Below are 13,847 nucleotides of genomic sequence, written 5' to 3' on the forward strand. Positions count from 1 at the left end.
ATGATTATACTGGAATCGTTAACTAAATCTTATGGCGCACAGAAAGCGTTGGATGAGGTATCATTAGAGGTTAATGAAGGGGAAACCTTGATTTTGCTGGGTACTTCGGGTTGTGGCAAAACCACCACGCTTAAAATGATTAACCGCCTGCTATCACCGGATGAAGGTAAAGTGAGCATACAAGGCAGGGATATCAAAAATGAAGATACTGTTACACTGCGCAGGGGCATTGGTTATGTGATGCAGCATATCGGGCTTTTTCCGCATTATACGGTCGCAGAAAATATTGCGGTGGTTCCTGGCTTGCTAGGCTGGAAAAAAAGCAAGATCGATTCCAGAATCAAAGAACTGATGGATACGCTCCACCTGCCAGTATCTTATCTGAAACTATATCCAGCTGCTTTGAGTGGCGGTCAGCAACAAAGGGTTGGCCTGGCAAGGGCGCTGGCGGCTGACCCGAAAATCCTGTTGATGGATGAACCTTTCGGTGCCCTGGATAATGTTACCAGGGCAGGTATCCAACTGGAATTCAAAGCCTTGGAAAGCCTGAAGCAAAAAACGGTGGTAATGGTCACCCATGATGTACAGGAAGCTTTTGAACTCGCAGACCGGATATGCCTGATGGATAAAGGAAAAGTTATGCAGATTGGAAAACCGGAAGATTTACTCTTCAAGCCGGAAAATGAGTTTACCAGAAAGTTTTTTGATGACCAGCGGCTCGCACTTGAATTGAAGGCTATAAAAATCAGCAACATAATGGAGCACTCAGCAAAGCAAGAAGAATTACATCTTCCGGGTTTATCCGCCAATATGAGTATCTGGGCAGCAATGGAAAAACTGCAAGCAACCTCAATTGGTAATGGTGATGTAGGTAGAGACATATCTGAAGAAAATACATCAGATTTTAAAAATCTGATGACTGCTTTCTATAATTACAAAAAACATATAAGCAATGAATGAGCAGCAAAGTTTATGGCAGTTCATGACGATGGAATCGGACAAACTGCTTCAACAAAGTCTGGCACATATTGGCCTGACTTTTATCTCATTGCTTTTTGCCATTGTGCTTGGTCTGCCACTGGGTATACTGATTTCCAGAAGGCGCAAACTTTCGGGACTGGTTTTAGGGATTGCAGGTATATTGCAAACAGTACCAAGTATTGCATTGCTGGGCTTTATGATTCCGCTACTGGGTATTGGAGCAAAACCCGCAATTGTAGCCCTGATGATTTATGCTCTTTTGCCAATTATCCGCAATACCTATACGGGCATAGTAGGTATTGACAACCACATTACCGAGGCTGCAAAAGCTTTAGGCATGCGTCAGGGCCAGATTCTCTTTAAAGTAGAACTTCCGCTGGCAATGCCAGTCATTTTAGCAGGGATAAGAACGGCCACCGTGATCAATGTAGGCGTAGCGACACTTGCCTCTTTCATTGCCGCAGGAGGTCTTGGCGAGTTTATTTTTGGAGGGATTTCCCTGAACAATACCAATATGATCCTCGCGGGAGCTATCCCCGCAGCGCTGCTTGCCATACTCTTAGATGCCTTGCTTGCACTCATCCAGCACATGGATCTGAAAAAACTTAAACGGGTATTTTTTATAATTCCAATAGTTGTGCTCATTTCAGGCTTAGTATATCTGCTGGCCGGCAAAAGTGATAAGGGATTAAAGGCAGGCTTTACACCAGAATTCATGGGGAGACAAGATGGAGACCTGGGACTAAAAACAGCATACAAGCTAAAAATCCCTACGGTGGTGATTAGTGATGCGGTGATGTACAAAGCGGCTTATGAAAAAGAAATTGATGTCATCAGTGGCTATTCAACTGACGGGCGGTTAAAGGCTTTCGGGCTTAAAATCCTAAAAGATGACAAGGGAATATTTCCTCCCTATTATGCAGCGCCAATTGTATTGAACACATCGCTAAAAAAATTTCCGGAACTGGAGGGCGTACTAAATTTGCTGGCTGGAAAGATAAGCGATTCACTGATGACAGATTTGAATTACCGTACCGATTACCTGCATCAACAGCCCGGGCAGGTAGCTAAAGAATTCTTGCAAAAGGCTGGCTTATATCAACCGTCAAAAAATGGTCAGGCGGGCATTGTGCGCATTGGTTCAAAGATTTTTGGGGAGCAATACATTTTGGCAGAAATGTACAGCATGCTTATTCAGGGCTATACCAATTACAGGGTAGAAACTAAAACAGGATTAGGCGGCACCAAGATTTGTTTTGATGCACTGATGAATAACCAGATTGACCTCTATCCTGAATACACGGGAACGGGACTACTGGCCATTTTGAAACCTGGAAAAGATCAGGTATCAGCAATTTCTCATGATAAGGATAAAACTTACGCTTACGTTAAAGATGAATTCCTGAGAAAATACCAAATCAAATGGTTAAAACCTATAGGTTTTAATAATGCCTATGCTTTAATGATGCGGGGAAAACAATCTGCGGAACTTAATGTTAATACCATAACAGAACTTAAGAACCATCTTGATAAAAATTAATGAACTTCGCCGAACAATACCTGCGTATACGTGCGCATTCGGAGTCACTTTGCGCACCTTTACAGACTGAGGATTACGTCGTTCAGCCTGTTGCGGAAGTTAGCCCTCCAAAATGGCACCTGGGACACAGCACCTGGTTTTTCGAAACATTTATTCTACAACCTTTCGATAACCTCTATAAGCCTTTTGATGAAGATTATAATTATGTTTTCAACAGCTATTACGAGAGTATAGGCAAGCGGGTAATCCGTACCGATCGTGGCAATCTGAGCCGCCCGGGTGTATCTGAAATTTACCGTTACCGTGCCTATGTGGATAAGGCGATGTTAAAATTACTCGATGGAGAAATCAATGCTGAACTGAAAGAGTTATTGAACCTGGGTTTTAATCATGAACAGCAGCATCAGGAATTGCTGCTAACAGATATCAAATATATATTGGGTCATAACCCGCTTTTTCCGGTATATAGCGAAGACAAAACAGAAACAATTACCACAAATAATGAAGGCGATTTTATCGGGATTCCGGAAGGGACTTATGAAGTTGGCCATCAGGGCACTGATTTCTGTTTTGATAATGAATTAGGCGGGCACAAGGTTTATTTACAGGGTTTCTCCCTTTGCACATCTCTGGTTTCCAATGCTGAATTTATGCAATTCATTGAAGCAGGTGGATATAAGGATTTCAGTTTCTGGCATGCAGAAGGCTGGGACTGGGTTTGCCAACAGCAGGTTTCTTCGCCAATGTACTGGCACAAGATAGAAGGAAAATGGTTTAATTATACCCTCGCTGGATTGAAAGCCATTGAACCCGATGCACCTGTAAGCCATATCAGTTATTATGAAGCTTATGCCTATGCAAGCTGGAAAGGCATGCGTTTACCAACTGAATTTGAATGGGAAGTAGCATCAGGCAAATTTAACTGGGGACAGCGCTGGGAATGGACCGAAAGCGCCTATCTGCCTTATCCCGGATTTAGCAAGGCTCCCGGAGCCATAGGAGAATATAATGGTAAATTCATGGTCAACCAAAAAGTATTAAGGGGTGCCTCTATTGCCACTCCTTCAGGTCATAGCCGCCATAGCTACCGCAATTTTTTTCATCCGCATTTAAGGTGGCAGTATACTGGCATCCGCCTGGCCAAATAACAATTAATTATGAGCACATTAGACAAAACAGTTTTTGTTGACAGCCAGTTTTTAAACGACAGTATTGCTGGGTTAAGCCAGCATCCTAAACGCCTGCAATCCAAATATTTTTATGATAAAACGGGTGACCGTATTTTTCAGCAGATTATGGAAATGCCTGAATACTATCTAACCCGGGCGGAGATGGATATCATGAAAACGCAATCGGCACAAATTGCTGATGTTCTAGAATTAGATGGCAGCCCCTTTGATCTGTTTGAGCTTGGAGCGGGTGATGCGAGTAAATCGGTACATCTGCTTAAAACGCTCCTGGAACGCGATATAGCTTTCACCTACTATCCTATTGATATTTCTGCCAATGTAATTGCAGGCCTCAACAGCAGTTTACCCAGGCTCTTGCCCAAGCTTGATTTCCAGGGGTTGGAAGGTGATTATTTTGCGATGCTGAAGGAGGTAACAGACCGCTCAAAAAGGCGCAAGGTTGTACTTTTCATGGGTGCTAATATTGGCAATATGCATCCGGAGGAAGCTGTGGCTTTCTGCCAAAGTTTAAGTAAAACTTTTTCAGGTCAAGACCGCTTGATTATTGGTTTTGATCTCAAGAAAAATCCGGATCAGGTACTGAAGGCTTATAATGATGCATCAGGTATTACCAGGGATTTTAATCTTAATCTACTTCGCCGGATGAACCGTGAGCTGGGAGCAGATTTTGAAGTTAATGCATTTGAACATTACGCCAGTTATAATCCCGAAAGTGGCGCTTGTAAAAGTTATCTCATTTCCCTTCATGAGCAACGGGTTTTAATCGGAGATACGCTAATCACTTTCGAACAAAATGAATATATCCTGATGGAAATCTCTCAGAAATACAGCCTTGAAGATATTTCAAGGCTTGCCCTTAATAGTGGCTTCGTAGCGGAAAAGTATTTCAGCGACAGTCAGGGTTATTTTGTGGATGCCCTTTGGAAATTGACCTAAGCGAGTGTGTCTAGCAGATGCTCCAGGTCGTGTTTTGTGTTATAATAGTGAAATGAAATCCGGGTTCCTGTTCCCCTCGGCGAACAGCTAATATTAGCATTTTTTAACTTATCGATTTGGCTGTCATTCAACGCCATGCTGATGATGGTCGATTGTTCTTTTCTTTGCAGCATCCAGGCTGGTAAAAATCCTTTGTTTTCAAGTGCTAAACGTGCCTGGTTAGTCAAATCCATGTTCTGCGAGGCAATCTTATCCAGTCCAATCTTATTGAGATAGGAAATTGACACATTCAAACTCCCAAAGTTGAGGCTGTCAAGGTGTCCCGGTTCCAATGCAAGTGAGGTGTAAGCCCGTCCATGGAGAAAAGGTGCCGTAGGTAAAGACATATTTTTCCTGTTTTCAAACAGCTGCTCTTTTGCATTATCCGAAAGAAAAATATAACCATTTCCATATCCACCGAGAAGCCATTTATAACCACTCCCAATCAGGATATCCAGACCAGAGGCATTGAAATCGAAAGGACCAGTCCCTAAGAATTGTGTACCATCGGCAATTAATTGCAGCTCCGGATAAGTTGCTTTAAGCTTAAGGATGAAATCACTTTGCATACGCAGTCCGCTGATATACTGCACCATACTAAAAGCAAATATGCTTGGGCGAAAACGATCAATTGCCTGCAGAATATTTTCTTCCAGGTTTTCATCTATTTTCACTTCTAAAAATGGATAGCCTCTACTGCTTACCGGATAACTTACTGAAGGATAATCTTCCCCAAGCAGGAGTACCCGATGTTGCTGACCCAGACCATCAAGAATGGCATTAAATCCGGAGGAGAAATTCGGGCTTAAAAAAGTATTTTCCTGATTAACGCTGAATGTAGCAGCCAGGTTGCTACGCAGATCTTCCATAACCCTTAAGTTTTCTGCCCTAAACATGCTCCCACCCTGCATAAAGGCTTCATCATGTTGGCTACGCCAAAGGGCCAATGGTTTTGATAAAAGACCAGAGTTTGCCGTATTAAGGTAAGTACAGGTTTGGAGGATCGGAAAGTCTTCAGCATAGTTCATGCTCAAAAATAAACAAATGTGTAAATTTTATGGGCATGAGATGCAAATAAGCAAAAACCATGTCAGCCTGGGAATTGTTGTTAAGTAATGGAAAGCAAGGATATATTAATTGCAGAACTGGAAAAATTGCTGAACGGCGGTTCGGCACATGCCGGTTTTAAGGATGCTATTGCAGGTTTACCATTTGAGCTGCTTGGTGAAAGGCCATATGGGCTACCCTACAGCATCTGGCAGCTGACAGAACACATCAGGATTGCCCAATGGGATATGCTGGAATTCAGTAAGGACGCAAAGCATCAATCACCCAAATGGCCTGATGATTACTGGCCAAAGGAAACTGCCCCGGAAAACGAGGCTAAATGGCAAGCTTGCCTTGAGCAGCTAGAAGCCAATCTTAAGGAATTTATACAGCTGGTTAAAACTGATGATTTGTTTAAACCTATTCCCCATGGTAGCGGGCAATCCCTTTTAAGGGAAGCCTTGCAGCTGGCAGACCATAATGCTTACCATATTGCAGAAATCATTGTTATACGCAGGCTATTGGGTGCCTGGAAATCTTAAGTTTAATTACCAAAAATCACCAGATATGTTAAAAGATTCAAAAGCATTTAGTTCGTTTTCCGTAAACGACATTCCAAAAGCAAAAGCCTTTTATGAAAACGTACTTGGCTTATCAGTAAAGGACAACCCAATGGGCATTCTCGAGCTGGAGATTCCCGGGTCATCGAATGTAATGGTTTATCCCAAACCAAATCATCAGGCTGCCACCTTTACCGTTCTTAATTTCCCGGTAACAGATATTGAAAAAACAGTCGATGCATTAACGGCTAATGATGTTATTTTCGAACAATATGACCAGGAATATCTCAAAACAGATGAAAAAGGCATTTCAAGAGGTAATGGAGGTCCCAGTATTGCCTGGTTTAAAGATCCGGCAGGAAATATTTTTTCAGTACTCGAAGTTTAAGACTTGATTTATAAGATAGCTATCTCCTAAACACTGGCTTTTCTTTGTGACAAGGATAGCTGTTTACTTTATGATGAAGCAAGTTCCAGCTGAAAAACTCCCTGTTGGAACTTGCTTTAAAAGCCGCAATCCTGCATTTAAAAAAACAAATCCGAGTTGTTATTGTCTAATAGTAAATTAACAGGATAATTTTATCTTAAAGATTTCCTCTCAGGCGAAATGAAAGTCATCAATCAGCTCATTAATTTCTTTTGGACTTTAATTGCTTTCTTTCCAATTATAGTACTTTGGAATCAGCATTGGCACATCGGCTACTTCATTACAATTTCCTGCCTTAGTATCCTTATTGGATTTACGCCTTTGTCTTACTTCGTAATCAGCAAAACAACCAAATCCTATCAAAAGATCGGCGTAGGACATGTTTTGCTCTTTGTTCAGGATGGAAAAATTGCGAAAAGATTTGCGGGTAAAAACAGAAAAAACCTTACTGCTAAACTGAACATAAAATCCTTAATACTCAGAACGGTCGTTCAGGAGCGTTTTCATCTGGTCTGTCTGTTTTTCTTTTTAGGGAGTATGAGCTATGCGATGGCCTTGAAGCTTTTTTATCTTTCCATTTGGCTTTTGATAACCAATATATTTTACAATTTTTATCCGGTACTTTTACAACAATACATCCGCTTAAGACTGAAAAAAATAAACAAGAGCAATCCCCCCGACTTAAGATTAAACAAATCTTAATCCGCAATACAAGCTTTCCTGAAAAATGGTTAAATCAGCTATATTTATTGTGAAAAACTTACTTATAAAGATTAATAAAAAATGAAGGCACTGGTCATATCCGGAGGCGGCAGCAAGGGCGCTTTTGCTGGTGGAGTATCTGAATACTTGCTCAAAAATGCAGGAAAGGATTACAATTTGTTTGTCGGCAGCTCAACGGGTAGTCTCTTAGTTCCATTCCTCGCAATTGGAGAAATTGACCGGATCAAAAAATTATATACAACCATTGTTCAATCCGATATATTCACGGTATGTCCGTTTATCATCAAACGGAAAGATGGAAAGGTGAAGCTACGCATTAATCATTTTGGGGTTATAATGCAGTTTATTAAAAGACAAAAGACTCTTGGCGACAGCAGTGCCTTACGAAAATTGATCAGGGAAAATTTCCTGGAAGAGGATTTCCGCAGCATAAAGGCAAAAAACAAGGAAGTTGTGGTAACGGTAGCGAACCTCACGAACCAAACAATCGAATACAAATCTTCTAATGACTGTTGTTATGATGAATTTTGTGACTGGATGTGGGCATCATGTAACCTGTCTCCATTGATGAGTTTGTTTTGCAAAGACGGAAAAGATTATGCCGACGGTGGTTTTGGTAACCTTATACCGGTTCAGGAAGCGATTATAAAAGGAGTCACCGAGATTGATACCATTGTTTTGCGTCAGGAAAAAGCAGACTACAACAATCCGCCACTCCAAAATGCGATTGAAATCTTTGCCAGAACGAGCGATTTTATGCTTGGACAGATCGCAAACGACGACCTGATCATATCTAAACTCGAAACAGCAAGCCGAAATGTGAAGATCAGTTTCTATTACATTGACAGGGAACTTACCGCACATTCCTTTGTTTTCGACAAGGAAGAAATGACTGCCTGGTGGCAGGAAGGACTGGAATTATTCAACCGCCTGCATTGTAAGACCCATTTGCTGGAAAGCAAATAGCTATCACAGGTAATAAAACGCATTCAGGTTATTTGGATAGATAAAAGATTGATCAATTGATGAGCCCAGTATTTTAAGTATGGCAAAGCGTAGAAATGGCTGCCCTTAATGTAAAATATATTTCTGAATGATATCCATCTATTTATTCAATTGAAGTAGAGCAATAGCAGTACGAGATGTAAAGCTATAGCCATGTAAAACAATGGCCAAAATGAATAGTTGAGTCGCATTTTAGTCGGGGTTTGGTCGGGGTTCAGACGGAATTATGACAATTCTACCTGAGCAAAGCCTAACTAAATCACGAATAAAACCCGTATTAAAGGTTAAAGTTATATAAACCATTTTGCCGGTTGAGCAATACTTTTCTTTTGCTATTATCTCTTTCTGGATATTCAGCCTCAAACCGAATCTTTTTATTGTGCGGCAAGATTACAGGCCTAAACAGTAAAGCCCAACAAAAATGCCAGGTTCTAATATTTTTTATTTGTTTTTCACAAGCGACACGAATGTGCCAGAGATGGGCGTCTTGACCATAGCTGCTATGCCAGTATACCAATAGATTTTTGGCAGAATTTATTTAACCGAACAAAAAATGCAAGTGTGCAAAGCGCCATAAGAAAAACCCCTATAAACAAACAGAAGCTTGTTTATAGGGGTTTTCTAACGTACCGAAATCGGTAATGCTACTTTACTTGATAAGCAACTATTGAATTGCTTCTTACAGTAGGCACGTAAAGTGTTTTGCTGGTCTTGTTGTAATTTATATCCGCTGCACTAATCTTTTCTGCTCTGGTGTCAAGCAATACCTGATTTGAGCCATCTGCATTGACATAATAAACAAGCCCCTGCCAGCCTGAAACCAGAAATTCCTTATCATTTACCTGGGCTACACCGTCAAGTCCTCCCTCCATTCCTTTAGAAATAACTTCGGTATTTTTATTTTCATCAGCCTTGATCAAGGCTCCATCTGACAGGATATAGAGCATTTTTCCAACGGCAAGTAAACCATTTACCCCTTTCAGATTTTCAAGATATACCGCTGGCTGATCATTTTCAATGCGGATTACCTTTCCTGTTCTCGTATCGCTGACATATACAATTCCTTTTTCATCAATGGTAATATCATTTAACAGTACAGCACCTTCAACAGGGATTCTTTTAATTACTTCAGCAGTTTTAATATTGATAACGACCAGTTCCTTTGAGTTGGCTTCTGCAGCGTACAAACGATCTTTGTACATGCCTAAGCCTAACACTGCATTTAAACCCTTAATCCATTCCCTGCTGATGAATTTACCATTCATATCCAGTTTACTGATAAAGCTAGTTCCTTTCTCATTAAAACTAACGGTGTTGGAAACGTAAAGCACTTTATTTTTAGCATCAATACATACCGATTCCGGTGATCTTAGTGTTGTATCTGATTGCCATAATTTAGTTAGATTTTTTTGAGCGAATACCACTTGAGTAAGAATGGCAAAAGTTATTGTTAAAATCGTTTTCATAGTTTTTCGTTTATTTTGTTTAAAAATATAGGAATAAGCTATAGATAAAGAATAAAATATCTTTTATAATTAAATATTGAGGATAAAGGAGTGCGGGCATTCGCGATCCCAAATCCAATCCAAACATTATTAAACAAAAAAAGGATTGCTTAGCAAAGCAATCCTTAGTTTTCAGGCTTTAGCCCGATTAGTACCCAGCGCCGGAGTCGAACCGGCACGGTTTCCCACAGGTGTTTGAGACCAGCGCGTCTACCAATTCCGCCAGCTGGGCATGTGTTGGACGGGGTTGCAAATGTATGGAACGAAAGCTAAAATCACAAAATTATTTTAAATTAGATGTTAACCTCCTGTTGTACAATTACAATGGTCGTTCATCCTTTAATTTTCTATCCACTACAAATGGCATAAAAGGTAATAAGGAAGCCAGAAAAATTAATAAGGCTTTACCAAATTTCCACTTCTGTTCCTGCCAGGCCATAACTAGGCAAGCCGCGTAAGCAATAAACAAAATACCATGTACCCAACCTGTATATTTTACCAATTCTTTGTAGTGAAAAATATATTTAACAGGCATAGCCACCAGTAATAAAAGTAAATAGGAAATACCTTCGGCCACAGCAACTTTACGAAAAATAGAAAGTGAACTCATATATCTGATTGTTTGTCCCGAAAGTAGGCTAAAGGAGTTATCATTCAAAAGCAAAAAAAATGATTTTACAATCAAAAGATAACAACCTTATAAATTCTATTGCTTAGGCAATCGTTCCCTAATTCGGGCGATGTATTTTTGACGATAGTAGGAATCTTTAATTGCTTTCAGTAATTCAGCGGTATCATCCTGTTTTTCATCAAAGTGGGTAGTTAATTTAGCTAATTCTTCTTCGAGCTGGTTTTCTATTGAAATAACATCAGCGTTAACCTGGCTTTGTTTGTCAGCATCAGGCTCAAACTCCAAATCCATTATTGCCTCGTTAACATCCATCATCTCCATTAAAAAAGATTGCGGCAACTGGTAGGCTTCATCGGCTTCTAAAACACCTTCCAACTCCAATACATATTTTAAGCGCTTTTGATTATTGCTAAGCACCTGGTAGGCCTTGTTATTCAACGTTGATAAATCCAGCACTTCCTGCTGCTTTTCTTCACTTTCGTTAGCATAAAAATCGGGATGGTATTTTTTGCTTAATGCATAGAATTTAGTTTTTACCGCATTCAAATCAGGATGAAACTGAACTGGTAATTCATAAAATTCAAAATAATTCGGGGTTGTATTCTGGGTAGCCATATCTGGAAATTAAAAAGCCTCAGGTACTGACAACAAAGTGTGAATACCTGAGGCAATATTATAAAATAGGTTTTACTTACCGAATATTTTTAAAATATCGTTACCAAAAGCAAACACCATTAAACTAATCAGAATAACAAAACCGGCAATCTGGGCTTTCTCTAATACCTTTTCGCTAACAGGTTTACGCTGCACCATTTCAATTAAAAGGAAAACCACATGCCCTCCGTCTAATCCGGGGATTGGCAATAAATTCATAAAGGCAAGGGCCATCGAAATTAAACCGGTTAAAGTCCAGAATTTAACCCAATCGAACGTGCTGCCATATACTTTGGCAATACCGATCGGGCTGCTGATGTTACGGGCACTAACTTTTCCGGTAATCATTTTACCAATACCTTTTGCGTTATCGGCAAAGGTATTCCAGGCCATATTTGCACCAACCGGAAGTGCCGCTAAGAAGCCATAATTAATAGTTTTACGTTTAATTTCGTTAAAATGGCCATAAAAACCAATAGCACCGGAGGTATCAACTTTAACAGTAAAATCTAATGGTTTTCCATTTCTGCTAACCGATACAGCAATATTTTGCCCTTTTTTCTTTAAGGCGAGGGGTTTAACCTCGTCCTGGAAATTTACCGGCACACCATCAACGGCAGTAATTCTATCGCCAACTTTTATTCCGGCCTTCTCTGCACCGTAACCACTCATTAAACTATCCACAATGGTTTTTAAACGTGGCTCGGCAAAAAGACTTTTTCCATCAGCTACTTTATTAAGAAAATCATCAGGGACTTTAATTTCTATGGTTTTATCGCCACGGATAACCGTTAAAGTGGTGTTGCCCATTAAAACTTTCGAACTTTTCAGTTCTTCGAAGCGCAATACTTTATTACCATTAATGGCCAGGATTTTATCACCATTTTTTAAACCAATATCGGAAGCTACTTTACCAACCTGAATACCGTTTACAACAGCACTGTTTGGAGTAAAGGTTTCGCCGTATTTAAAAGTAAGCATCCAGAAAATGAAAATACCTACGATTACGTTAACAATAATTCCACCAAGCATAACAATTAAACGTTGCCATGCTGGTTTAGAGCGGAATTCCCATGGTTGTGCTGGTTGAGCCATCTGCTCGGTATCCATGCTTTCATCAATCATGCCGGCAATTTTAACGTAACCACCTAAAGGCAGCCATCCCACGCCATATTCTACATCGCCTTTTTTAAAGCTGAAAAGCTTAAAACCCCAGGCATCAAAAAATAAATAAAACTTCTCTACCTTGATACCAAATGCCCTCGCTGCCAGAAAATGCCCTAATTCGTGTAGTATAACCAATAAAGACAATCCGAGCAACAGCTGACCCGCCATAATCAATCCATTCATACGCTATTTCTAATATTTTTATGTTAGATGTTAAAATATACTTTTTGTTACTAATTCGGCCGCTAAGATACGGCTATGTTTATCAGTTTCTAAAAAATCTGTTAATTGTGGTTTTTCAATGAATTTCACATCATTCATACACTTTTCAATTACATCGCTCATTTGCAGGAAACCGATTTTATCGTTCAGGAAGGCTTCTACCACCACTTCATTCGCCGCATTTAAAATGCAAGGCATATTCCCACCCTTTCTTAACGATTCAAATGCCAAACCAAGGTTCCTAAAGGTTTTCATATCTGCCTTTTGAAAGCTGAAGTTCGGATAATCCAGAAAGTTAAAACGCTTAAAATTGTTTTTTAGCCTGTCGGGATAATTTATCGCATACTGTATAGGCAATTTCATATCAGGAACGCCCATTTGTGCTTTCATGGAACCATCTGTAAACTGTACAATGGAATGAATAATGGATTGAGGATGTACAATCACATCAATTTGATCGGCATTAAGATTAAATAACCATTTTGCTTCAATTACTTCAAGCCCTTTATTCATTAATGAAGCCGAATCGATGGTAATTTTTGCGCCCATTACCCAGTTAGGGTGTTTTAAGGCCTGCGCTTTGGTAACCGTTGAAAGAAAAGACTTATCCTTACCAAGGAAAGGACCACCAGAAGCTGTGAGGTAAATTTTTTCAATTTCGTTGTGTCCCTCGCCTACCAGGCACTGAAAGATTGCTGAATGCTCAGAATCAACCGGAAGGATTTTTACCTGATGCTTTTCGGCCAGTTGTGTAACAAGCTCACCTGCAACTACCAGTGTTTCTTTATTGGCCAATGCAATATTTTTGCCGGCCTTTATTGCCTCAATGGTTGGTTTTAAACCTACTGAACCCATTAAAGCTGTTAACACAAGATCACTTTGCGGAAGGGATGCTACTTCGGTTAAGGCTGCTTCTCCTGCTAAAACCTTAATATTTAAAGGTGACAAAGCTTCTTTAACAGTGGAATATTGTCCTTCATCACAAATCACAACAACTTCAGGACGAAATTCTTTTGCCTGCTCAATCAATAAAGCAGCATTCTTCAGTGCAGACAATACCACCACCTTAAAAATAGTGGGGTTATCGCGGATAACGTCCAGTGCTTGTGTGCCTATACTACCCGTAGAACCGAGTACAGTTATATTTTTTATTGATTGTTGTATTGTAATATTATTCAATTGTTTTTCTTTCATTTATTAAAGGCCATCATCCCATATTG

14 protein-coding genes and 1 tRNA gene are annotated in these 13,847 nt (G+C 40.0%); 8 read left to right on the forward strand and 7 right to left on the reverse strand.

Features of this window, described 5'->3' with window-relative positions; genetic code table 11:
* The 4 genes from R2R71_RS15025 to R2R71_RS15040 are packed head-to-tail and all read left to right on the forward strand — an operon-like array spanning position 1 to position 4,647.
* Positions 1-960 (forward strand): ABC transporter ATP-binding protein, encoded by a 960-nt coding sequence (locus R2R71_RS15025; protein ID WP_316832099.1) that lies wholly within the window; start codon positions 1-3, stop codon positions 958-960.
* On the forward strand, positions 953-2,521 hold the full coding sequence (locus R2R71_RS15030; protein WP_316832100.1) for an ABC transporter permease/substrate-binding protein: 1,569 nt from the start codon (positions 953-955) through the stop codon (positions 2,519-2,521). The genes R2R71_RS15025 and R2R71_RS15030 overlap by 8 nt, the downstream gene beginning before the upstream one ends.
* On the forward strand, positions 2,521-3,669 hold the full coding sequence (gene egtB / locus R2R71_RS15035) for an ergothioneine biosynthesis protein EgtB (RefSeq protein ID WP_316832101.1): 1,149 nt from the start codon (positions 2,521-2,523) through the stop codon (positions 3,667-3,669). The genes R2R71_RS15030 and egtB overlap by 1 nt, the downstream gene beginning before the upstream one ends.
* 9 nt (positions 3,670-3,678) lie before the next feature.
* Positions 3,679-4,647, forward strand: a complete 969-nt coding sequence (locus R2R71_RS15040) for an L-histidine N(alpha)-methyltransferase (RefSeq protein WP_316832102.1) — start codon at positions 3,679-3,681, stop codon at positions 4,645-4,647.
* On the opposite strand, the gene R2R71_RS15045 is transcribed toward R2R71_RS15040, so the two are convergent.
* A complete protein-coding gene (locus R2R71_RS15045) occupies positions 4,644-5,714 on the reverse strand; it encodes an aminotransferase class V-fold PLP-dependent enzyme (RefSeq protein ID WP_316832103.1) in 1,071 nt (356 codons plus the stop codon). The two genes, R2R71_RS15040 and R2R71_RS15045, sit on opposite strands and share 4 nt — an antisense overlap.
* An 87-nt stretch (positions 5,715-5,801) precedes the next feature.
* On the opposite strand from R2R71_RS15045, the gene R2R71_RS15050 reads away from it, so the two are divergent.
* From R2R71_RS15050 to R2R71_RS15065, 4 genes are all read left to right on the forward strand, one after another.
* Positions 5,802-6,275 carry a DinB family protein gene (locus R2R71_RS15050; protein WP_316832104.1) on the forward strand — a complete coding sequence of 158 codons (474 nt, stop codon included), beginning with the start codon at positions 5,802-5,804 and terminating at the stop codon, positions 6,273-6,275.
* Between the two features lie 25 nt (positions 6,276-6,300).
* Entirely contained in the window at positions 6,301-6,681 is a 381-nt protein-coding gene (locus R2R71_RS15055) for a VOC family protein (protein WP_316832105.1), read from the forward strand.
* A 219-nt stretch (positions 6,682-6,900) separates the two neighbouring features.
* A complete protein-coding gene (locus R2R71_RS15060) occupies positions 6,901-7,422 on the forward strand; it encodes a hypothetical protein (protein ID WP_316832106.1) in 522 nt (173 codons plus the stop codon).
* An 81-nt stretch (positions 7,423-7,503) separates the two neighbouring features.
* Positions 7,504-8,409, forward strand: coding sequence for a patatin-like phospholipase family protein (locus R2R71_RS15065; RefSeq protein WP_316832107.1), 906 nt, complete (start codon positions 7,504-7,506; stop codon positions 8,407-8,409).
* A gap of 683 nt (positions 8,410-9,092) precedes the next feature.
* Here R2R71_RS15065 and R2R71_RS15070 read toward each other — a convergent pair.
* From R2R71_RS15070 to R2R71_RS15095, 6 genes are all read right to left on the reverse strand, one after another.
* Positions 9,093-9,914, reverse strand: coding sequence for an ATP-binding protein (locus R2R71_RS15070; RefSeq protein ID WP_316832108.1), 822 nt, complete (start codon positions 9,912-9,914; stop codon positions 9,093-9,095).
* A gap of 191 nt (positions 9,915-10,105) precedes the next feature.
* Positions 10,106-10,185, reverse strand: a tRNA-Leu gene (locus R2R71_RS15075).
* A gap of 87 nt (positions 10,186-10,272) precedes the next feature.
* Positions 10,273-10,563, reverse strand: coding sequence for a DUF3817 domain-containing protein (locus R2R71_RS15080; RefSeq protein ID WP_316832109.1), 291 nt, complete (start codon positions 10,561-10,563; stop codon positions 10,273-10,275).
* A gap of 96 nt (positions 10,564-10,659) precedes the next feature.
* Positions 10,660-11,199 (reverse strand): iron-sulfur cluster co-chaperone HscB C-terminal domain-containing protein, encoded by a 540-nt coding sequence (locus tag R2R71_RS15085; RefSeq protein ID WP_316832110.1) that lies wholly within the window; start codon positions 11,197-11,199, stop codon positions 10,660-10,662.
* Between the two features lie 72 nt (positions 11,200-11,271).
* Positions 11,272-12,588 (reverse strand): RIP metalloprotease RseP, encoded by a 1,317-nt coding sequence (gene rseP / locus R2R71_RS15090; protein ID WP_316832111.1) that lies wholly within the window; start codon positions 12,586-12,588, stop codon positions 11,272-11,274.
* A 30-nt stretch (positions 12,589-12,618) separates the two neighbouring features.
* Positions 12,619-13,821 carry a 1-deoxy-D-xylulose-5-phosphate reductoisomerase gene (locus tag R2R71_RS15095; RefSeq protein ID WP_316832112.1) on the reverse strand — a complete coding sequence of 401 codons (1,203 nt, stop codon included), beginning with the start codon at positions 13,819-13,821 and terminating at the stop codon, positions 12,619-12,621.
* Positions 13,822-13,847 lie beyond the last annotated feature (26 nt).

This window comes from Pedobacter aquatilis (genome assembly GCF_032678405.1).
Classification (GTDB): Bacteria; Bacteroidota; Bacteroidia; order Sphingobacteriales; family Sphingobacteriaceae; genus Pedobacter; species Pedobacter aquatilis_A.

Bases quoted from the DNA above. Each gene is read 5' to 3' on its own strand.
- R2R71_RS15025 (WP_316832099.1), top strand. From the start codon at position 1: ATGATTATACTGGAATCGTTAACTAAATCTTATGGCGCACAGAAAGCG.
- R2R71_RS15030 (WP_316832100.1), top strand. From the start codon at position 953: ATGAATGAGCAGCAAAGTTTATGGCAGTTCATGACGATGGAATCGGAC.
- egtB (WP_316832101.1), top strand. From the start codon at position 2,521: ATGAACTTCGCCGAACAATACCTGCGTATACGTGCGCATTCGGAGTCA.
- R2R71_RS15040 (WP_316832102.1), top strand. From the start codon at position 3,679: ATGAGCACATTAGACAAAACAGTTTTTGTTGACAGCCAGTTTTTAAAC.
- R2R71_RS15045 (WP_316832103.1), bottom strand. From the start codon at position 5,714: ATGAACTATGCTGAAGACTTTCCGATCCTCCAAACCTGTACTTACCTT.
- R2R71_RS15050 (WP_316832104.1), top strand. From the start codon at position 5,802: ATGGAAAGCAAGGATATATTAATTGCAGAACTGGAAAAATTGCTGAAC.
- R2R71_RS15055 (WP_316832105.1), top strand. From the start codon at position 6,301: ATGTTAAAAGATTCAAAAGCATTTAGTTCGTTTTCCGTAAACGACATT.
- R2R71_RS15060 (WP_316832106.1), top strand. From the start codon at position 6,901: ATGAAAGTCATCAATCAGCTCATTAATTTCTTTTGGACTTTAATTGCT.
- R2R71_RS15065 (WP_316832107.1), top strand. From the start codon at position 7,504: ATGAAGGCACTGGTCATATCCGGAGGCGGCAGCAAGGGCGCTTTTGCT.
- R2R71_RS15070 (WP_316832108.1), bottom strand. From the start codon at position 9,914: ATGAAAACGATTTTAACAATAACTTTTGCCATTCTTACTCAAGTGGTA.
- R2R71_RS15080 (WP_316832109.1), bottom strand. From the start codon at position 10,563: ATGAGTTCACTTTCTATTTTTCGTAAAGTTGCTGTGGCCGAAGGTATT.
- R2R71_RS15085 (WP_316832110.1), bottom strand. From the start codon at position 11,199: ATGGCTACCCAGAATACAACCCCGAATTATTTTGAATTTTATGAATTA.
- rseP (WP_316832111.1), bottom strand. From the start codon at position 12,588: ATGAATGGATTGATTATGGCGGGTCAGCTGTTGCTCGGATTGTCTTTA.
- R2R71_RS15095 (WP_316832112.1), bottom strand. From the start codon at position 13,821: ATGAAAGAAAAACAATTGAATAATATTACAATACAACAATCAATAAAA.